The following is a 19,838-nucleotide window of genomic DNA, read 5'->3' as shown; positions in this document are numbered from 1 at the left end:
AAACATCGCAATGTACGATCGCTATTTCTAATGGGAACAAGTTCAGCATGACGCTGCGCCAAGATCGAGAATGCACGCAACACTATGGTGCAGCATGTAGCTTTGACGGCTTCGTTGAGCGTGTGAGATAACGCGGCAACCTTGCTTTGCCTCATACGACAACAGTAGTACCGAGTTTGCACTTTCGGACCACACGCTACACTAGACTTGCATAGCCTGTGCCCTGTCCGTCTTCAGAGTTTTTCGGACAAGTCGTTTGTTTTGGTAACGGAGGCTCTGGTTCGGTTTCTGTTTGAGTTTAGGCGACCGCGGCTTTGTGCTGCAACCGGCGCTTTCGGATTGTCTGTTTCTTGATCTCCTCTCTCATTTTCAGGATCGTCCGACCCCGACCGTGGTAGACGTCAGCCGGCGTCAGGTTATCCAGGCTCTCGTGGTATCGCCGAGTGTTGTAGTATCCGACGAAGTCGCCGATCTGGCGTTCAAGATCCCCCGGCAGATAGTAGTTCTCCAGCAGAACCCGGTTCTTCATGGTCTGGTGCCAGCGTTCGATCTTGCCCTGGGTCTGTGGGTGGTGCGGCGCTCCGCGGACGTGATCCATACCTTTGGTATCGAGGTAGTCGGCCAGGTCGGCCGCAACGTAGGACGAGCCGTTGTCGCTGAGCAGCCGGGGCTTGTGAACGACTGTCGCATGAGCACAGCCCGAGGCCTCCAGCGCCAGATCCAGCGTGTCCGTCACATCCACGGCCTTCATTGTCGTGCAGAGCTTCCACGCGATGATGTAGCGGCTGTAATCGTCGAGGATCGTGCTGAGATAGAACCAGCCCCAACCGATGACCTTGAGATAGGTGAAGTCGGTTTGCCAGAGTTCGTTGGGCCGAGTTGTCTTGTCCCGGAACTCATCGGCGGCACGGATCACCACATGGGCCGGAGCCGTGATCAGGTCCTGGGCCTTGAGAATGCGGTATGCCGAGGACTCAGATACAAAATACCGTTTCTCATCGGTGTATTTGACCGCCAATTCCCGTGGCGTCAGATCCTCATGATCCAGCGCGAACTCAACGAAGGCGTCGCGGATCTCGTCCGGGATGCGGTTCCACACCGCCCGAGGCCGCGGGGACGTGTCACGCAAAGCGTCAACGCCGCCATCGGCCCACCGCGCATACCACTGGTAATAGGTGCTGCTGGGAATGCCGAGCATGGTCAGGGTCCGCCTGACCGGCAAATGCGAGGCTTCGACTGTCCGAATGATCTCGAGCTTCTCCGAGGCTGGGTATCTCATGCGTCGTCCTCCCCATCCCCGAACGTGCTTTTTTTGAGCAGCCTGTTCTCCAGTGTCAGCTCCGCGACCACTTCTTTCAGCGCGGCTGCCTCAGAGCGCAGTTCCTTGACCTCGGGAGCTGTCGCCTGACGGGCTGTGTCACCCGCCAGCCGGTTCTTCCCAGCCTCAAGAAACTCCTTCGACCAGCTGTAATAAAGGCTCTCAGCGATCCCTTCACGACGGCACAGGGCCGCTATGCTTTCTTCGCCCCGCATCCCGGCAAGCACGATGCGGATCTTCTCCTCCGCCGAGTAGTGCTTGCGGGTCTTACGCTTGATACCCCTAACAAGCTTGTCAGCAGCATCCTTGGATGTTCCGGATCTCTTGTTCATCTTCGCTCCATTATGGCTTCGATGAACCAGAAATCCTCCGTTCCTCAAACACCTAAATCTGTCCGGTAGGTGCTGACGTTAGACAATAAAGGCTCTCAGCGATCCCTTCACGACGGCACAGGGCCGCTATGCTTTCTTCGCCCCGCATCCCGGCAAGCACGATGCGGATCTTCTCCTCCGCCGAGTAGTGCTTGCGGGTCTTACGCTTGATACCCCTAACAAGCTTGTCAGCAGCATCCTTGGATGTTCCGGATCTCTTGTTCATCTTCGCTCCATTATGGCTTCGATGAACCAGAAATCCTCCGTTCCTCAAACACCTAAATCTGTCCGGTAGGTGCTGACGTTAGACATGACATTGAGCGTCATAACTCTCGCTGCACTGCTTGATGTCTCCGTCTTGAGTGTTTCCGTCCCGATGCTAGCAATCGGACTTTGGGCGATTTTGCAATGGCGTACCAATCGTCACGCGTTAAAAACCAGGATCACGCTCACTGTCGCGATAAACACAACTTGGATGATGGCACTCTACGTGATCGCCGATCTGCACCAAGGGCAATACATGCTTGAGGTGCATATGTTCTATTTCATAAATAGTGGTTTGGTAGTTGCCTACGCGTGCTGGCGCTCGGTCGTCACCACCTTAGTAATTGCTCTTGTTCACCACGGATTACTGAGCTTTACCGTGCCGTCTCTGGTATGGCCAGCTGAGACATACTCTTGGATTCATTTTTGGAACCACGCTGGCCTTGGAAGCCTGAATTGCGCACTCGGCGTCACAATTGCCGCAGTAATTTCGCGCCATCTCGAGCACATGGAACACCAAGCCAGCCGTGATGAATTAACAAGCTTATTAAATCGGAGAGGTATACATGTCGCACTCCGCCAAGCTTTGCTGGACGAAAACGCCGTCCTACACGTCCTAGTTATGGACCTCGACGAATTCAAATCCATCAATGACACTGCCGGCCATGCGGCCGGTGATACAGTTCTGCGCCAAACCGCTAAAGAGTTGTCCCGGCTTGCGCCACAGAATGCTGCTATCGGCCGCTCCGGCGGCGACGAATTTGTCGTAATACTGCGTGACGCGCAATGGCACGAGATCGATAGCTTCGTCGATTCAGTGCTCGAATGGTCGCGCCTGCCTTTTCTTTATGATGGTCGTGAACTGCGATTTGGCCTCTCGATCGGGATTGCAAGTTCGGCTCTTAGGGTACGAAGCCCCGATCAGTTGTTCGCAGAGGCAGACATGGCACTGTATCGAGCGAAAAAACCTGGGAGCAATAAAGCTCAAGTGTTCAGCGAAGAACTTCGGGAGCAAGCCCGTCAGCGTAAGACTATCGCTGACGAGATTGTGCGCGGCCTCGAACGCGATGAGTTCATTCCATTTTTTCAAACTCAACACGATCCACTTCAAGGAACGGTGATAGGACTTGAAGCCCTTGCGCGTTGGAATCACCCCACACGTGGGCTTATCGGGCCCGAGTGTTTTATCGAAATAGCAACGGAGATATCTAAGGTAGCAGACATTGACGCGGTGATATTGCAAAAGGCAGTTCAACATGTCGTCGAGTGGGAAAATGCGGGGATTCACGCCTCAAAACTCGCCGTCAATGTAAGCTGTTCGCGGCTTCGCGATCCAAAGCTTGCAGATACGATCTTGCAGCTGCCAGAGATGCGAGCCCAACTCGCGCTTGAGTTTGTTGAGACCATTCTAATCGACAAATTAACCGACCACGATCAGTGGATGATTGACTGGTTGCGGGGGCGCAACATCAGAATTGAGATAGACGACTTCGGAACAGGTCGTGCTTCGCTTGTTGCGTTAACACGTCTTCGCCCGGACGCTATAAAAATAGATCGAGAACTCGTGGCCCCCACCATAAAGGATCCAGACCAGCAGCTGGTACTTCGTGCAATTATCGAAATGGCTAACGGTCTTGGCGTCGAAACAACGGCGGAAGGCGTCGAAACACACGAACAAGCAAATCTGCTAAGAAAACTGGGAGCAAGCGCCTTGCAAGGCTACTTTTTTAACAGACCATTTCCACCGGAGGAGATATTAGAACATCTTCCCTACACACGAGACGTAGCTTGCTAGCCGAAAGCAAATATCTCTCGATGCATAACTAACACCATACTCGTAATTGTTTGGCTCTTGGGATGCTCAATTCGTATTGACCTGATGCTGCGGACAGATCTAAGCCAAAGTAATTGGTACTCACATCTGCAGTGCGGGTGTCACCCGCGATCTCGATCGGATCTCCGAGTCTGGTGAGTAACCTTGTCTGATGGTTTCAAACATTGACAGCCAACTAACTTCAAACGCTATGCTCGAATAGCAGAAAGGTAGTAATGCCAATCACCAGTAAATCGCTGCATGCAAGCCGTTGAAAAAAAGCCTGCTCGAAAGCTTGAATGGGTAGATACGCAAGGAGTACATCTACATCATCTATTCTCCTCTGCTGCCCTCGCGTGTGGCATAATTGAGGCATGGCACAACGAATACGATGACCACAGCCCGCCTACCAGCCTCGACGCGTGGACGGATCACCAGCGGGCAAAAGATGAACAAACCCTGACCGGATCTACACAGGTTAGCGTGATCCGGGGGCCCAGGTCCAAGGCCGCAGACCTCAACCTGCTATGAATTTGCAATGGTAATGATTTGTTCAATTGCGGAATTTTACCACTATCGGATCAAGTCTTTACCGGTAGCCTTGGGTTGCGCCAACTCGTTCAGGATTTTCGGAAGGATGTCACGAACGGATGACGAAGTTATCTGGAGGTTATTCATATCTGCAAACATTTGCACGTCTTTGAGCACTTCTACGATCCAAACGTTCTTCAACTTTACATCCTCCGATAGCAGAACCTTTAGTCTAATAACTTGATAACAGTTAAAATTAGATAAATTTTTTAGAAGCGTTGCTCGTGGCCATTTCGCCATTTCGAAACGAAGTATCGTCATAGGGCCTGTCTAACGTCAGCACCTACCGGACAGATTTAGGTGTTTGAGGAACGGAGGATTTCTGGTTCATCGAAGCCATAATGGAGCGAAGATGAACAAGAGATCCGGAACATCCAAGGATGCTGCTGACAAGCTTGTTAGGGGTATCAAGCGTAAGACCCGCAAGCACTACTCGGCGGAGGAGAAGATCCGCATCGTGCTTGCCGGGATGCGGGGCGAAGAAAGCATAGCGGCCCTGTGCCGTCGTGAAGGGATCGCTGAGAGCCTTTATTACAGCTGGTCGAAGGAGTTTCTTGAGGCTGGGAAGAACCGGCTGGCGGGTGACACAGCCCGTCAGGCGACAGCTCCCGAGGTCAAGGAACTGCGCTCTGAGGCAGCCGCGCTGAAAGAAGTGGTCGCGGAGCTGACACTGGAGAACAGGCTGCTCAAAAAAAGCACGTTCGGGGATGGGGAGGACGACGCATGAGATACCCAGCCTCGGAGAAGCTCGAGATCATTCGGACAGTCGAAGCCTCGCATTTGCCGGTCAGGCGGACCCTGACCATGCTCGGCATTCCCAGCAGCACCTATTACCAGTGGTATGCGCGGTGGGCCGATGGCGGCGTTGACGCTTTGCGTGACACGTCCCCGCGGCCTCGGGCGGTGTGGAACCGCATCCCGGACGAGATCCGCGACGCCTTCGTTGAGTTCGCGCTGGATCATGAGGATCTGACGCCACGGGAATTGGCGGTCAAATACACCGATGAGAAACGGTATTTTGTATCTGAGTCCTCGGCATACCGCATTCTCAAGGCCCAGGACCTGATCACGGCTCCGGCCCATGTGGTGATCCGTGCCGCCGATGAGTTCCGGGACAAGACAACTCGGCCCAACGAACTCTGGCAAACCGACTTCACCTATCTCAAGGTCATCGGTTGGGGCTGGTTCTATCTCAGCACGATCCTCGACGATTACAGCCGCTACATCATCGCGTGGAAGCTCTGCACGACAATGAAGGCCGTGGATGTGACGGACACGCTGGATCTGGCGCTGGAGGCCTCGGGCTGTGCTCATGCGACAGTCGTTCACAAGCCCCGGCTGCTCAGCGACAACGGCTCGTCCTACGTTGCGGCCGACCTGGCCGACTACCTCGATACCAAAGGTATGGATCACGTCCGCGGAGCGCCGCACCACCCACAGACCCAGGGCAAGATCGAACGCTGGCACCAGACCATGAAGAACCGGGTTCTGCTGGAGAACTACTATCTGCCGGGGGATCTTGAACGCCAGATCGGCGACTTCGTCGGATACTACAACACTCGGCGATACCACGAGAGCCTGGATAACCTGACGCCGGCTGACGTCTACCACGGTCGGGGTCGGACGATCCTGAAAATGAGAGAGGAGATCAAGAAACAGACAATCCGAAAGCGCCGGTTGCAGCACAAAGCCGCGGTCGCCTAAACTCAAACAGAAACCGAACCAGAGCCTCCGTTACCAAAACAAACGACTTGTCCGAAAAACTCTGAAGACGGACACTGGATAACCTGACGCCGGCTGACGTCTACCACGGTCGGGGTCGGACGATCCTGAAAATGAGAGAGGAGATCAAGAAACAGACAATCCGAAAGCGCCGGTTGCAGCACAAAGCCGCGGTCGCCTAAACTCAAACAGAAACCGAACCAGAGCCTCCGTTACCAAAACAAACGACTTGTCCGAAAAACTCTGAAGACGGACAGGGTTTAGTTCTTGCTAGCGCTGCCGCTAATTCCACAGCCCATTCTGATGCCAACAGTTGAACGGAATCAAACGCTGGTGGGTTACCGTCATTCAAGTCCTCCCATGTAAAGGGGAGTTCGCCTGGGATGTCTCGGGTGCGAGAATATGCACGGCGGAAGATACGTTCTCCAACCAGATCGCCAGTCTTGGTGACACAAAGCGATCGATAAAGTTGGGGCCCCACTAGACGTGCGAAGGAGAGGTTGCCATAGAGAATGCTCGTAGTGAAGCCTTTCTGCTCCGCTATTGCCGCCAAGAGATGCACGCCCAAAGAAGGCCAGTCAGGGCTGGCAAAAGGCGGTACTACCAAAACAATGTCTTTGTTCTCGCACCCACTTTCGGACACTGCCAGCTTGGCGCATTCACTCGGTGTATAGTGCCGTGTCGAGCCGGGCGCAGTCTGATCTAGCACGCTAGAACTTTTTCTTCACCGTTACGCCAATCTAGGTGGATGCGACTGTTCCGGGGCTTCCACCAAGCTTTCCAAGGCTTGCTTTGATCTTGTCAGCTTCGCCAGGGCTAAGTTCGATGCCTTTCGTCGCCAATGCCAAGGTCGGGTCTTCGGCGAAAACCTCAGAGAACTCGTCAGACGAAGTCGGCGCTGCGGCCAACTTGCTTACTTTTACAATGTCTTTGGCAGACAGGCCTTTAAGTGAATCAGCCATCGCGAAATCTCCTAAAATGAACTTTTATACAACTATAAGTATTGCACGCGTCATCGATTCGGACAACTTCGGGCATTGGCACGAGTTGTTTGCACCTTACGAACGACTTTGTCGCAATGTTCTGAGCCGCGACGTCGCAATGACACAGTGACAACCTTTGGCGAAGCCGGTGATTATTGCCGGTGACAGAAACATACGAGTTTTGGCACTTTAGCCAGTGATAGGTCGCGCGCTTGTGTCCTTCGATGTCTCGTTTATTCTCATATGAACAAGTTCTTGAGGTGTTGATGGGCGAATTTCCGATTTTCGCCTGAATTGACGCGACCGCCTTGATCTGTATGCACTCACACTGCCGACGCATCGCGAGACACCGCATGAACCCTTCCGCCACAATTCATTTCTGTCAGAACTGCGGCCCTTTGAACCTTGGGACACTTTACCAGGCTTTGGACACAGCAGAACTGGAAGACACGGTGCATATCGTCGAACGCGGGTGCATGAACGGATGCGCCCGCCCGGTTTCGATGGCCATCCAGGGCCCAGGTCGGGCCACTTACTTCTTCAACGGAGTGGACCCAATCGCGGATGCAGAAGATATCGTTGCAACCTTGCGCGCCTACCTCGCCTCGCGAAACGGCTGGATCGAGGATGCGCAACCCTGCGGTCGGCTTCGGTTCTGTCTGGTGGGGCGTGTTCCAGCGCTCAGTTGCCAAACGTGACGGTCTGCGCGACCGGAGCGTCGCCCACGGCCAATGGACGGTGATCGTTGCTGTTCAATGCCACCTTTAGCTCCACCTCGCCTTCGGGCAGGGTGTCCAGGTGCACCCAGGGACCATACACACGGGCCAACTTGACGCCGTTAACGTAGACATGGGCATGTCCTTCGCCCGGAACATGGTCGCGGCTCGCGTTTTCCGGCGAGAACCGGAAGTTCTTGGTCATGATGTGCAGGTTCCAGCCGGCTGAAGGATCGGGCGTCACCTCTATCTCCAGCTCTGGCGCATCGGTGCCTGCCGGAACCGACAACATGTCACCATGATCGTGCATACCGTCCCCGGCATGCTGCTCGTGACCGCCATGATGAGCCGGGTCGCTATGCTCATGCCCGTCGAGGGAGACACCGTTGGCCGCTGCGACGGCAAACCCGATGCCCCCGCCGAAAACGAGGCCGATCAAAAGCATAGGAATGGAACGGTCCATGGGCGGGCCCGGCGTCAGGTTTGAAAAGAAGGCGGGCGCGCACCACACGCGCCCGACAAGGGTGTAGCAGTCTCAGGCGGTCTGAGGCTGCCCAGTCGTTTCGCTCTCGCGCGACCAGAAAAAGCCCGCGAAGGACCCCAGCATGACCCATGCCGCCAATCCTATCCCAAGCGCGCGCGACGCGAACAAGGCACCGATCTCGGTCGGCACAGGTCCGGTAAAGACCTCGGGTTCCGGTGCACCGATAACATGCGGCGCAAGCAAGAGCACTACGGCGGCCCCCCAGCCGGCCCAGTTCCGGGCGAAGGCGATCAGCCACATGGCAATCGCGGCCGCCAGTACGGTTGCGAACCACCACACCTGGCGCTCGTAGACATCGGCCGCAGCCACGCCCGGAACTTCCGGCGCGAGGGTCAAGCCGGGCGCGAGGTGCACCGCGACAAACCCCGCAACACCCCAGATCAAGCCCGTGCGCGCGTTGATTGCCGCACCACGGGTCTCGGCCAGCGACATCAGCGCCACCAGAATCATGGCGTAGCCGGAATAGATCAGCATCGTGAAGATGATACTCAGACCGTCGCGCACGGCATCGAAGCCAGGCAGCTCCGGCGTCGCCGAAACCGTCGAGTCGGTCCCGAAATGCACCAGCTCCCCGCTTTCATAAAGCTCGGCATGAAGAAGGACCGGCTGCACGAAAAAGAGCTGCAACAGGGCGACAATCAACCCTGCGGCAGCGCCAGCGAACAAGGCGCTGGTCAGCAGACGCGTGAACATCGGTCAGTGGCAGGGGAAGCCGGTGGCGTGACGCACGTCATGCGCCGCGTCGTGCAGCGCCGCGGCCTGAACGTGGCCTGCCACGAAGATCACACCAAGACCCAGAGCGGCGATGGCGATCACCGAAACCAGCCCAGAAGCCGATGTTGTCTGTGCAGCGGTTGCAGTCTTTGCAGTCATAGTACTACCTCTTTGCCTTCACACCCGAAGGCCCTGTGGTTTCAGTCGCGATCAGCAGGTCTCCTGGCTTGCGGGTCTTCATCGTCTGGCTGGCCTTCCCGGATTGCTCCAGTGACGTATTCAGCCTGATTCGCCGCCTACAGTTGCGGGGACAGCCACGGAATTGCCAAATGTTTTCAGGCGCACCGCGTTCCCTGTTCTCCATCCCGTGCGGAAATGGAACCGATCATCCCCGTTAGTCTAGCAAGCATTGCGACCTGTCAACAATATAACCCATAACGACAGGCGAATCTCGAAACCAGCGACCGAATGTAACCGCGAGAGTTCCTGCCCGGCCCGGGCACGCAATCTGCGTCGTGCTTGCAAAATCCCGTCTCACTCTGACATAGAAATAACAACTGCCGCGCCGGAAGCAAAAACCAGGCCGCTTGCCGACGCTTTTCACAGGATATCGCCCTCCGAAAGGGTCGCTCGAAACTCGCCGCATCTATCGCAGAGGCCCCTTATGGCGGATCAACCCAGGCCAACCCCGGCACGCGTCTTTTCCTCGCACGAAAGGCAGAGCCTCTATGACATCATCGACGCGCGCCGCGACGTGCGGAACGAGTTTCTGCCTGACCCGATCGACGAGGATGCGCTGCGTCGGGTGCTCGAGGCGGCACATGCCGCGCCGTCAGTCGGCTTCATGCAGCCGTGGAACTTCCTGCTGCTGCGCGATCCCAAGCGCCGAGCCCAGGTGCAGCGCATCTTCAGTCTCGCAAACGAGGAAGCCGCCGCCATGTTCCCCGAAGACCGGCAGTCGACCTACCGGTCGCTGAAGCTTGAGGGAATCACCAAGGCGCCGCTCAATATCGTGGTCACCTGCGACCGCACCCGCGGCGGCAAGGTGGTCCTCGGCCGCACGCATAACCGTGACATGGATCTTTATTCGACCGTCTGCGCCGTGCAAAACCTTTGGCTTGCGGCCCGCGCCGAGGGGATCGGCGTGGGATGGGTCAGCATTTTCGATCACCGCGAAATCGCCGCCCTGCTCGGCATCCCAGAGCATGTCGAGCTGGTGGCCTACCTCTGCGTGGGATATGTCGATCAGCTTTACGACCAACCTGAACTGGCGGCCAAGGGGTGGCGGCAGCGGATATCGCTCGATGACCTCATCATGCACGAGGGCTGGCAGGACTGACGGTGCGGCCCAAGGGCCTCAAAGACACGCAAAAGCGACCCAGATGGCGGTTTCCGCGACCAGTTGCACAGCCCCCAGGACGTCGCCGGTCTGCCCGCCGATCTTGCGCCACGCCAGCCACCAGATGGCACCGGTCGCCAGCGCGCAAACCACCAGCGCCCAGGGTGAAACCGCCAGCGCCACGACCGTCACGACCGCAAGAACCCCGCGCGCGGCCTTGCTCCGGCCCGCCGCCTCATGCCCCAAGCCATCGGCGCGGGCCGGGGCCAGGCTCTCCTGCACCGCCACCATGGCTGCGCGGCTCAGCATGGCCGCGCCAACGAACGCGCAAAAGCCAGCGTTGGCTTCGGCCACCGACACCGCCCACAAAGCCGAAACCAACCCCACCGCAACCACGCCGTAGCTGCCGATGCGGCTGTCGCGCATGATCTCCAGGGCGTGGGCCTTGTCGCGCCCGCCACCATGCCCGTCGGCGAAATCCGCCAGCCCGTCAAAATGCAGCGCGCCGGTAACCAGCGCCATGGCGCCCAACGCCAGGAGGGCCGAAATCTGCTCAGACGCGCCGACCGCATCCGTGAGGCAGAAGACCAACCACGTCAGCGCGCCGACAAGCGTCCCCACCGGGACGAATGCCCACCGCGCGGCCAGCATTGTCGGTGGGTCGTCACCGATCCGACCCGCCGGAATCCGGGTCAGCAGCATCACCGCCAGTTGAACCTCGGAAATGCGCACACGCAAGCTCATGGACCCGACACCCCGGCCTCCGCAAAGGTCGCCATCCCGTTGTGGCAGGCCAGCGCTGCGCGCAAAACGCTCAGCGCAATCGCCGCGCCCGAACCTTCGCCCAGCGCCATGTCCAGCGACAGGATCGGCCGTATCCCCAGTTCCGCCAGAAGCCGCGCATGGCCCGGCTCGCGACTGACATGCCCGACGAGGCAATGGTCCAGGAACCGCCGGTCGGCGGCAAAGAGCGGCACCGTTGCCGCCGTGCAGATGAATCCATCGAGGATGACCGGAATGCCCCGCGCTCGCGCCTCCAGCACGGCGCCGCAGATCGCCGCTTGCTCCCGCCCTCCGAGCCTGGCAAGGATGTCCAGCCCGCCGGCATCCGAATGACAAGCGCAGGCGCGTGTCACCACGTCGATCTTGCGCGTGATCCCCTCGTCGTCCGACCCCGTCCCCTTGCCGACCCAAAGCGCGGCGTCTCCGCCAAAGGCGCCCTTGGCCATCGCGGCGGCGATGGTCGAATTGCCGATGCCCATCTCACCGAGGATCAGCACGCTGACACGGGGATCGACAGCCGCCGCCCCGCAACGCAAGGCGTCCAGCGTCTCCGCCTCCGACATGGCGGGTCCTGCGGTGATGTCGGCGGTCTGCCGGTCCAACTCCAGCGCAATCACCGACAATTCGGCCCCGTTCGCGCGGCACAACTGGTTGATCGCCGCGCCACCGTGCTCGAAATTCGCCACCATCTGCGCCGTCACGTCCTGCGGAAACGGGTTGACCCCCTGCGCGCAGACGCCGTGATTGCCCGCAAAGACCAAGGCCTGTGAACCCGCAATGGCGGGCCGGTCCGTGCCTTGCCAGCCTGCCATGAAAATCGCCAGTTCCTCCAGCCTCCCCAAGGCGCCCGGCGGCTTGGTCAGGCTGTTCTGGCGCGCCAGCGCCGCCTCGGCCGACTTCACATCGGCCATGGGCAAAGAACCAGCGAGGCACGCAACTTGGTCCAGCGACAAGACGTCAGAAAGAATGGTCATTCGGCTTTACCTTAATCGGGTAGCCCGCCACGGTCAGCCACACCTCGTCACAGGCCTGCGCCACGGATTGGTTTACGTGCCCCGCGGCATCGCGGAAAAGCCGGGCCAGCTTGTTTTCCGGCACGATCCCCTGCCCCACTTCGTTAGTGACAAAGACGACCGGCGCGGCCTGGCGCGCCAGAGTCTCGACCAACCTGTCGGTCTCGCTCTGCCAGTCGCTGTTATCGAGGATGAGATTCGTCAGCCAAAGTGTCAGGCAATCAACCAGCCGCGGCACACTGCCATCGGTGTCCCTAAGCGCGCCAGCCAGATCGGTCGGCGCATGAACATCCTGCCACGCCGCACCGCGCCGCGCCTTGTGTTTCGCCACGCGCTCGGCCATCTCGTCGTCGCCAGCGTGCAGACGCGCCGTCGCGATATAGATCGCCCGGCCGGCAGGCTTCAAAGCCACCCGTTCGGCCAGTGCCGACTTGCCGGACCGCGCGCCTCCGGTGATGAGTATCGACTTTTTCATTGCAGCGTGGGAAAGCACTTTTCGAGAAAAAAAGAAAGCTGAAAGGCGACGTCTTGAAACCCGTTGCGCCCACCCGGCCAGAGCTTGTCCTGATCCGTCACGCCCCCGTGGCCTTTCCGGGGCGTCTTTATGGCCGCACCGACGTCGCGGCCGCTCTCGACACCAAGGCCGTCACCCAACTTGAAAGTCGTCTTGCCTCCTTCTCGCGGGTCATCAGCAGTCCGGCACGACGTTGCCGCCAGACCGCCGAAGCGCTTTTCGGACCCTGCGAGCAGGACGCACGCCTTTGGGAGCAGGATTTTGGCGCGCATGACGGCATCCCCCTTGATCAGTTGCCTGACATCGGCGTTCTGGACAGCGTCACCTTGGCCGCGCATCGATCACCGGGCGGCGAGAGTTTCGACGACCTCTGCGCACGCGTGGTTCCCGCCCTGATCGAGCATGGGCGCTATGCCGCGGCGCATGGTCCGGTGGCGCTGATCGTCCATGCAGGCGTGATCCGCGCCGCGCTCGGCTTCGTGACCGGGCATGGCCCAGGCGGACTCGCATTCGAGGTGGCGCACCTGTCGATAACGCGTCTGCGGTGCGGCCCCGACGGCCCGCTTTCGGTGATCGAGGTCAACCGCACATGACGCATGTCACGGTCTGCGGCCATTTCGGGGAATGGATCCAAGGACGGCTGGGCCCGTCGGGGCCGGTCGCCCTGGTGACCCTGACCTGTTCCGCGATGCGTGTCACGGCCCCGTCCGAGGAGGCCTTGCCCTTCACCGCTGATCAATTGGTCCGCTTCGCCCGTGACCTGGGGATGGATGCCGTTCCGGGCGCGCGCCGCAATTTCGCGCTTGGCATCGGGGCGGGCGGATCAACCGCAACGCTGGTCGCCGCCGCCAGGGCAGCCGGGTATGACGGCACACCCGAACGGCTTGCCAAGGCCTGCATCGCCATAGAGGGCGCCACCGACCCACTGATGTTCGACACCGCCGATCAGCACCTCTGGGCATCGCGGTCGGGCGAGGTTCTTAGAACGATGCCCGTCCCGCCTCGTGCCGCGATTCTTGGCGGTCTGTGGGGCGCACCCGTCTGCACGGACGCAGGGGATAACGCGTTCGATGACGTCTCCGACCTGACCGGCGCATGGGCCGCCGCCACCGAGGCACGGGATCTGCCCCGCGTCGCCGCCCTCGCCTCGGAGTCCGCGCGGCGCTGCACCGCGCGCCGCGGCCCGCGCGATCCGATGGCCGATCTCGCCCGCGATCTCGGTGCATTGGGCACGGTGCGCGCCCATACCGGATCTGCCCGGGGGCTGATCTTTGCGCCGGGAACCATCCCGCCGCACGGACCATCCGCCCTGCAGGAAGCAGGGCTCGAGACCATCCTCAGCTTCGAGACAGGCATCGCATGAGCTTCGCCCTGATGATGCTGGGTGCCCTCGCCCTCGACCTCGCCTTCGGCTGGCCCGATCGGCTCTATGCCCGTGTCGACCACCCGGTCACGTGGCTTGGCCGGGCGATTACAGCGGTCGAGCGCCGGCTGAACACCGGCTCCCGCCGCCGACGCCTGATGGCCGGTGCCGTGTTGGTCGTGGGGCTTACCCTGCTCGCCGCCCTTCCCGCCCTGCTCGTCCAGGCGTTTCTGCCAGATGGGTGGGCCGGCGCGCTGGTCGGTGCAGTGCTGGCCTGGCCGCTGGTCGCCATGCGTTCCATGCACGCGCATGTGGCTGCCGTCGCACAGCCGCTGGCCGCGGGGGATACACCAGCTGCCCGTCACGCCGTCAGCATGATCGTCGGGCGCGACCCGTCCCAACTCGACCCGCCAGCCATCGCGAGGGCAGCTACGGAAAGCCTTGCCGAGAACACCTCCGATGGCATCATCGCCCCGGTCTTCTGGGGTGTGGTTCTGGGCCTGCCCGGCATCGCCGCCTACAAGGCCATCAACACGATGGACTCCATGATCGGCCACCGCAACGACCGGTTCGAGGCGTTCGGCAAAGCCGCCGCCCGGCTGGACGATCTCGTCAACTGGCTTCCCGCCCGCCTGACCGGCATCTTCTTCGCACTGGCCTCGGAAGCGTTCTTTCACACACTTCACGTGATGCAGCAGGACGCGCCCGGGCACCGGTCCCCGAATGCGGGCTGGCCCGAGGCCGCGATGGCCGGTGCCCTGAACGTCCGACTTTCCGGGCCTCGCATTTATGACGGTCGTGCCAACGACGAGCCCTGGTTGAATGGCGCCGCCCCCGATCCGGCCCCCGAAGATCTGGTGCGCGCCTTGTCGCTCTACCGTCGCGCGATGGCGCTATGCGCCCTTGCGCTGGCCGGTCTTGCGCTGCTCTAAGGGCATCATGACGGAAGTCCGAGATCACGGCGGCAATTTGGACGCCGCCATTGCCAGGCTGGGCGGCGACCCCGCCGACTGGCTCGACCTGTCGACGGGCATCAATCCCGAACCCTACCCTGTGCCGCCGATCTCTGGCGACGCCTGGGCGGTTCTGCCGCGCAAGTCAGACCTGGCGCGGTTGCGCGATGCAGCGGCCAGCGCCTACGCAACGTCCCTGCGCGTCATCCCGATGAATGGTGCACAAGGTGCGATCCAGCTGGTGCCGAGGCTGGCCCAACCGGGCCGCGCCGCCATCATGGCCCCCACCTACAACGAACACGGCGCCGCCCTTCGAACCTGCGGCTGGCAGGTCGAAGAGGTCGCATCGGCAGACGGCCTGTGGGGTGCGGACCTTGCGGTGGTAGTCAACCCCAACAACCCGGACGGCCGCCGCGCCGCGCCCGAGGCATTAATCGACCTCGCCGCCGGTGTTGGGCTGCTGATCGTCGACGAAAGCTTTGTCGATCCCGAGCCCCACCTGTCCATCGGCTCCAGAGACTGTCCCGCCAATTGCGTCGTCCTGCGGTCCTTCGGCAAGTTCTACGGTCTGGCGGGCCTGCGACTCGGTTTCGCCCTCGCCTCGGGGGCCGTCGCCGACCATCTTGCCGATCTGGCGGGCCCCTGGCCCGTCTCCGGCCCCGCCATCGAGATTGCATGCGCGGCGCTGGCAGACAACGAGTGGCAGGCGCGCGCGGTCGAAAGGCTGACCCAAGACGCCGCGCGGCTCGATTCCCTGGCTTCCGACGCCGGCTGGACACTGGTCGGGGGCACCCCGCTCTTCCGCACCTACGACGTGGCCGAGGCCCACAGGGCACAAGAATCCCTTGCGATCAACAGGGTGTGGTCCCGCATCTTCCCCTATTCGGACCGCTGGCTACGCCTCGGCTTGCCACCACAGACCCGCTGGCAGCAACTGGAAGAAGCGATCGGCGCCGCCTGATTTCATCTGGCGAGCGCCAAAAGGCCCCCGACATCCAGATGCGCCTCAAGATGTGCAGCCAGGGCATCCAGCGTGCGCTCCACCGTCGCCCGGTATCCCAGATCCGAGGCGTCGGCCCCGTTCGATGCAAGCCAGGCCGCACGGAACCTGTCATCCCCGAACATCCCGTGCAGATAGCTGCCCGCCACGCGACCATCGGCAGACACCGCCCCCTCGGCCACGCCAGCCACCCGGGCGAAGGGCCGCGCGCGGTCCGGGCCGTCGCTGCGACCGATATGGATCTCGTACCCGGCAAACGGCAGGTCCAGTCCCACGTGGTGCGCTTCGACCTGGGCCAGGCTCTTGTCGCCCCCCATGACCGTTTCGATGTCCAGCAGTCCAAGCCCCGGCGTATCCCCCGGCGGCCCCTCGATCCCCGCCGGGTCCGAGACAGTTCGCCCCAGCATCTGGTAGCCGCCGCAAATGCCCAGCACCCTGCCGCCGCGACGGTGATGCGCCAAAAGGTCGATGTCCCATCCCTGCCGGCGCAGGAAGTCGAGGTCGCCGCGCGTCGATTTCGAACCGGGAATGATAACCAGATCCGCATCCACTGGCAGCACCTGCCCCTGTTGCAGCATCGTGACCCGCACGCCCGACTCCTGCGTCAACGGGTCGAGATCATCGAAATTCGCGATCCGCGACAATTGCAGGCAGACGATGTGAAACGCGCCCTGAACCGGGCTGTCGGCGATGTCCAGCGCGTCCTCCGCCGGCAACCGCCACGCCTCGGGAAACCACGGCGCCACGCCATAGCCGCGCCAGCCGGTGCGCGCCTCGATCTCCCGGTATCCATCTTCGAACAGCGCCGGATCACCGCGGAACTTGTTGATGAGAAAGCCACCGATACGCGCCGCATCCGCCTCTGGCAGGACCGCCTGCGTGCCTATGATCTGCGCGATGACGCCGCCGCGGTCGATATCGCCACACAGAACCACTGGCACATCCGCTGCCGCGGCAAAGCCCATGTTCGCAATGTCGCCCTTGCGCAGGTTGATCTCGGCCGGCGAGCCTGCGCCCTCGACGATCACAAGGTCATGCCGGGCCCGCAAACGGGCAAAACTGTCCTGCACCGCTGCCAGAAGCGTCGGCTTCAGCCCGGAATACTCCGACGCCTTGGCCGTGGTCAGACGCTTGCCCTGCACGATCACCTGGGCGCCAACATCCGTTTCCGGCTTCAGCAGAACCGGGTTCATATCGGTGTGCAGCGCCACCCCGCAGGCCATCGCCTGCAACGCCTGCGCACGGCCAATTTCGCCACCGTTCGCCGTCACCGCGGCATTGTTCGACATGTTCTGCGGCTTGAACGGGGCCACGCTCAAGCCCCGCTGCCGCGCTGCCCGGCACAGGCCCGCCACCAGCATCGACTTGCCAACGTTCGATCCCGTGCCCTGGATCATTATCGCGGGCATGGACGGCTCCTTTCACCCGGTATCATCGCCGGGCGCTTCGTCCCGACGACAAGGACACGGCACATCAGAACTCGACACCCTTCTGGGCCTTGATCCCGTCCCGGAACGGATGCTTCACCAGGCTCATCTCGGTTACAAGGTCGGCGGCCTCGATCAGTTCGGGTTTCGCGTTGCGCCCCGTCAGGCACACATGCGTCATCGCAGGTTTTTCGTGCAACAGGAAATCCACGACCTCGTCGATGTCGATATAGTCATAGCGCAGCGCGATGTTGATCTCGTCCAGCAGCACGAACTTCATCTCAGGGTCGCGAATCTGCTCTTTCGCGATGTTCCAGCCGTTCTGCGCGGCGGCGATGTCGCGCTCCCGGTCCTGCGTCTCCCAGGTAAACCCTTCACCCGAAATGAAGAACCGGCATTCTTCCGCGAACCGGTTGCGCAGCATCTCGGCCTCGCCGGTCACCCAGTTGCCCTTGATAAACTGCACCACTGCGCAGGGCATCCCGTGCGCGATACAGCGCAGAATCATCCCGAACCCCGAGGACGATTTGCCTTTGCCCGGTCCGGTATGGACCATGATCAGGCCTTTCTCCTCGGTCTTGTCCTCCATCATGCGGTCGCGCGCGGCCTTTATCTTCTTCATCTTCTCGTTGTGGCGGGCAGTCTTTTCCGCTTCGGACGGGTCGGACATGGGACGTCTCCTTGACACAAGGTGGGTTTTCACAGCATGTCGCACCGTGTTGGTGCCTGTGTAAACAGGTGAAAAGGGAATGTGCAGCGCATCGCGCCAGGCACAGCCGCCCCCGCGACCGTGAACCGGGAAGGTTTCCACCGCCACTGGCGCAATGCCGGGAAGGCCGGAAACCGTGGGCCGATGGGCCCGAAACCGCAAGCCGGGAGACCTGCCAACAAGAAGGAAAAGACGGACCGGACGGGGTGTGCCGGGCTCGGATGGGTGGCCACCCGCCACCCCCGTGCGCACCCCCGATAGTGGAGGACACATGAGCACGCCCATCGAGCTGCTGATCTGCATCAAGTGCCGCAAGGGGCAGGAAATCCCCGAGGACGAGCGCCGTCCCGGCCAGCGCCTCTATGAGGAGGTCACGGCGCGTGCGCTGCCCGATGGCGTCACCGTGACTCCCGTCGAATGCCTGCAAAATTGCGACTCCGGCTGCACCGCCGCCATGCGCGGCGGCGAACGCTGGACCTATTTGTACGGAAATCTCGACGAAACGTCGCATCCCGACATGCTGCTTGAAGGCGCGGTCCTCTATCAACAGACCGAGGACGGGCTGATCCCATGGCGCCAGCGCCCCGAACACTTCAAGCGCAACTGCGTTGCGCGCATCCCACCCCTGACTGCAAAGGCTGACCAATGACCGATCTTGCAAAACTTCCCGTCACTGTCATCACGGGCTTTCTGGGCTCCGGCAAGACGACGCTGGTGCGCCACCTGATGCAGAACCCCGGCGGCCGCCGTCTGGCTGTGGTGGTCAACGAATTCGGCGATGTCGGCGTCGATGGCGACATCCTGAAAAGCTGCGCCATCCCCGATTGCCCGGCGGAAAACATCATGGAACTGGCCAATGGTTGCATCTGCTGTACCGTGGCCGACGATTTCATCCCGACGATCGAGGCATTGATGGCGCTCGACCCGCGCCCCGATCACATCCTGATCGAAACCAGTGGCCTCGCCCTGCCCAAACCTCTGCTCAAGGCGTTCGACTGGCCCGATATCCGCTCGAAGATCACCGTCGACGGCGTCATCGCGCTCGCCGATGCCGAGGCCGTCGCGGCGGGCCGGTTTGCCCCCGATGTGGCCAGGGTTGACGCCCAGCGCCTGGCGGATGACAGCATCGACCATGAAACCCCGCTCTCGGAAGTGTTCGAGGACCAGATCTCCTGCGCCGACATCATCCTGCTGACCAAGCCCGATCTTGCCGGCCCCGACGGCGTGGCGCGGGCGAAAGAGGTGATCGCCGCCGAAGCCCCCCGCCCCCTGCCCGTGGTCGAGGTCGCCGAGGGCGTCGTCGATCCCCGCGTGATCCTTGGGCTGGAAGCCGCCGCCGAGAATGACATGGACGCCCGCCCCAGCCACCACGACGATCACGACGACCACGAGCATGACGATTTCGAATCCATCGTTGTCGAAATCCCCGAACTGGCTGATCCTTCCGATCTGGTCAGCCGCATCGAAGATATGGCCAACAACCAGAACATCCTGCGCGTCAAGGGCTATGCCAGCGTCGCCGGCAAGCCGATGCGCCTTTTGGCGCAAGCCGTGGGCGCGCGCGTGCGCCATCAATACGACCGCCCGTGGAAACCGGACGAGGCCCGCCGCGGGCGTCTCGTCGTCATCGCCGAGCATGACGACGTGAATGTCGACGCAATCCGCGCCGTGCTGGCTCCGGCCGAGGCCGCCGAGTAACCG

20 protein-coding genes, 1 pseudogene and 2 riboswitches are annotated in these 19,838 nt (G+C 61.0%); of the genes and pseudogenes, 10 read left to right on the top strand and 11 right to left on the bottom strand.

What is annotated here, in order from left to right; translation table 11 throughout:
- Positions 1-298: 298 nt before the first annotated feature.
- Both FIU86_RS02835 and FIU86_RS02830 read right to left on the bottom strand, forming a co-directional pair.
- Positions 299-1,650 (bottom strand): IS3 family transposase gene (locus tag FIU86_RS02835; RefSeq protein ID WP_152473331.1). Its coding sequence is split into 2 segments (ribosomal slippage): positions 299-1,314 and positions 1,314-1,650, totalling 1,353 coding nucleotides; the frame shifts between segments, so codons are not numbered across the junction.
- An 85-nt stretch (positions 1,651-1,735) separates the two neighbouring features.
- A pseudogene (locus FIU86_RS02830) lies at positions 1,736-1,915 on the bottom strand (IS3 family transposase); the annotation flags it as partial.
- Between the two features lie 84 nt (positions 1,916-1,999).
- Here FIU86_RS02830 and FIU86_RS02825 point away from each other — a divergent pair.
- Entirely contained in the window at positions 2,000-3,748 is a 1,749-nt protein-coding gene (locus FIU86_RS02825; protein WP_172977408.1) for a bifunctional diguanylate cyclase/phosphodiesterase, read from the top strand.
- 961 nt (positions 3,749-4,709) lie between these two features.
- Positions 4,710-6,061, top strand: a protein-coding gene (locus FIU86_RS02820) for an IS3 family transposase (protein ID WP_152473331.1) whose coding sequence is annotated in 2 segments (ribosomal slippage) — positions 4,710-5,046 and positions 5,046-6,061 — 1,353 coding nt in all. Because the reading frame shifts where the segments join, the coding sequence is not laid out codon by codon here.
- Between the two features lie 758 nt (positions 6,062-6,819).
- Here the strand turns inward: FIU86_RS02820 and FIU86_RS02815 are convergent.
- Positions 6,820-7,041: a hypothetical protein gene (locus FIU86_RS02815; RefSeq protein WP_152473696.1), complete on the bottom strand. Its 222-nt coding sequence runs from the start codon at positions 7,039-7,041 to the stop codon at positions 6,820-6,822.
- 338 nt (positions 7,042-7,379) lie between these two features.
- Here FIU86_RS02815 and FIU86_RS02810 point away from each other — a divergent pair, with 338 nt between their 5' ends.
- Positions 7,380-7,760 (top strand): DUF1636 family protein, encoded by a 381-nt coding sequence (locus FIU86_RS02810; protein ID WP_368373162.1) that lies wholly within the window; start codon positions 7,380-7,382, stop codon positions 7,758-7,760.
- Here the strand turns inward: FIU86_RS02810 and FIU86_RS02805 are convergent.
- The 3 genes from FIU86_RS02805 to FIU86_RS02795 form a co-directional block, all read right to left on the bottom strand.
- Positions 7,744-8,241 carry a hypothetical protein gene (locus FIU86_RS02805; RefSeq protein ID WP_152473694.1) on the bottom strand — a complete coding sequence of 166 codons (498 nt, stop codon included), beginning with the start codon at positions 8,239-8,241 and terminating at the stop codon, positions 7,744-7,746. The genes FIU86_RS02810 and FIU86_RS02805 overlap by 17 nt on opposite strands.
- 72 nt (positions 8,242-8,313) lie before the next feature.
- On the bottom strand, positions 8,314-9,015 hold the full coding sequence (locus tag FIU86_RS02800; RefSeq protein ID WP_152473693.1) for a CbtA family protein: 702 nt from the start codon (positions 9,013-9,015) through the stop codon (positions 8,314-8,316).
- Positions 9,016-9,018: 3 nt separating this feature from the next.
- On the bottom strand, positions 9,019-9,195 hold the full coding sequence (locus FIU86_RS02795) for a CbtB-domain containing protein (protein WP_152473692.1): 177 nt from the start codon (positions 9,193-9,195) through the stop codon (positions 9,019-9,021).
- Positions 9,196-9,230: 35 nt separating this feature from the next.
- Positions 9,231-9,437, bottom strand: a riboswitch (cobalamin riboswitch).
- A gap of 263 nt (positions 9,438-9,700) precedes the next feature.
- On the opposite strand from FIU86_RS02795, the gene bluB reads away from it, so the two are divergent.
- Complete coding sequence (gene bluB / locus FIU86_RS02790; RefSeq protein ID WP_152473691.1) at positions 9,701-10,375, top strand: 5,6-dimethylbenzimidazole synthase; 675 nt, start codon at positions 9,701-9,703, stop codon at positions 10,373-10,375.
- A gap of 18 nt (positions 10,376-10,393) precedes the next feature.
- Here bluB and FIU86_RS02785 read toward each other — a convergent pair whose 3' ends face one another.
- Genes FIU86_RS02785 through cobU form a run of 3 tightly spaced genes read right to left on the bottom strand, consistent with a single transcriptional unit; the run spans position 10,394 to position 12,646 of the window.
- Positions 10,394-11,119 carry an adenosylcobinamide-GDP ribazoletransferase gene (locus FIU86_RS02785; protein WP_152473690.1) on the bottom strand — a complete coding sequence of 242 codons (726 nt, stop codon included), beginning with the start codon at positions 11,117-11,119 and terminating at the stop codon, positions 10,394-10,396.
- Positions 11,116-12,132, bottom strand: coding sequence for a nicotinate-nucleotide--dimethylbenzimidazole phosphoribosyltransferase (gene cobT, locus FIU86_RS02780; RefSeq protein WP_152473689.1), 1,017 nt, complete (start codon positions 12,130-12,132; stop codon positions 11,116-11,118). Before cobT ends, FIU86_RS02785 begins: the two co-directional genes overlap by 4 nt.
- A complete protein-coding gene (cobU, locus tag FIU86_RS02775; protein ID WP_152473688.1) occupies positions 12,116-12,646 on the bottom strand; it encodes a bifunctional adenosylcobinamide kinase/adenosylcobinamide-phosphate guanylyltransferase in 531 nt (176 codons plus the stop codon). Before cobU ends, cobT begins: the two co-directional genes overlap by 17 nt.
- Before the next feature lie 53 nt (positions 12,647-12,699).
- Here cobU and FIU86_RS02770 point away from each other — a divergent pair, with 53 nt between their 5' ends.
- Genes FIU86_RS02770 through cobD form a run of 4 tightly spaced genes read left to right on the top strand, consistent with a single transcriptional unit; the run spans position 12,700 to position 15,962 of the window.
- Positions 12,700-13,278, top strand: coding sequence for a histidine phosphatase family protein (locus tag FIU86_RS02770; protein ID WP_152473687.1), 579 nt, complete (start codon positions 12,700-12,702; stop codon positions 13,276-13,278).
- On the top strand, positions 13,275-14,048 hold the full coding sequence (locus FIU86_RS02765) for a propanediol utilization protein (protein ID WP_152473686.1): 774 nt from the start codon (positions 13,275-13,277) through the stop codon (positions 14,046-14,048). The genes FIU86_RS02770 and FIU86_RS02765 overlap by 4 nt, the downstream gene beginning before the upstream one ends.
- The gene (gene cbiB / locus FIU86_RS02760; RefSeq protein WP_152473685.1) at positions 14,045-14,980 is read left to right on the top strand and encodes an adenosylcobinamide-phosphate synthase CbiB; all 936 of its coding nucleotides are present in this window, start codon (positions 14,045-14,047) and stop codon (positions 14,978-14,980) included. The genes FIU86_RS02765 and cbiB overlap by 4 nt, the downstream gene beginning before the upstream one ends.
- A 7-nt stretch (positions 14,981-14,987) precedes the next feature.
- Positions 14,988-15,962, top strand: coding sequence for a threonine-phosphate decarboxylase CobD (gene cobD, locus FIU86_RS02755; protein ID WP_152473684.1), 975 nt, complete (start codon positions 14,988-14,990; stop codon positions 15,960-15,962).
- A 2-nt stretch (positions 15,963-15,964) separates the two neighbouring features.
- On the opposite strand, the gene FIU86_RS02750 is transcribed toward cobD, so the two are convergent.
- The gene (locus FIU86_RS02750) at positions 15,965-17,410 is read right to left on the bottom strand and encodes a cobyric acid synthase (RefSeq protein ID WP_152473683.1); all 1,446 of its coding nucleotides are present in this window, start codon (positions 17,408-17,410) and stop codon (positions 15,965-15,967) included.
- A 64-nt stretch (positions 17,411-17,474) separates the two neighbouring features.
- Positions 17,475-18,098, bottom strand: a complete 624-nt coding sequence (cobO, locus tag FIU86_RS02745) for a cob(I)yrinic acid a,c-diamide adenosyltransferase (protein WP_152473682.1) — start codon at positions 18,096-18,098, stop codon at positions 17,475-17,477.
- 33 nt (positions 18,099-18,131) lie between these two features.
- Positions 18,132-18,332: riboswitch (cobalamin riboswitch) on the top strand.
- Positions 18,333-18,408: 76 nt separating this feature from the next.
- Between cobO and FIU86_RS02740 the strand changes: the two genes are divergently transcribed.
- On the top strand, positions 18,409-18,786 hold the full coding sequence (locus FIU86_RS02740) for a DUF1636 domain-containing protein (RefSeq protein ID WP_152473681.1): 378 nt from the start codon (positions 18,409-18,411) through the stop codon (positions 18,784-18,786).
- Entirely contained in the window at positions 18,783-19,835 is a 1,053-nt protein-coding gene (gene cobW / locus FIU86_RS02735; RefSeq protein WP_152473680.1) for a cobalamin biosynthesis protein CobW, read from the top strand. The genes FIU86_RS02740 and cobW overlap by 4 nt, the downstream gene beginning before the upstream one ends.
- The last annotated feature ends 3 nt before the right edge of the window (positions 19,836-19,838 follow it).

Source organism: Roseovarius sp. THAF9, assembly GCF_009363715.1.
GTDB lineage: Bacteria > Pseudomonadota > Alphaproteobacteria > Rhodobacterales > Rhodobacteraceae > Roseovarius.
This window is presented reverse-complemented; position numbering and strand designations above follow the sequence as displayed.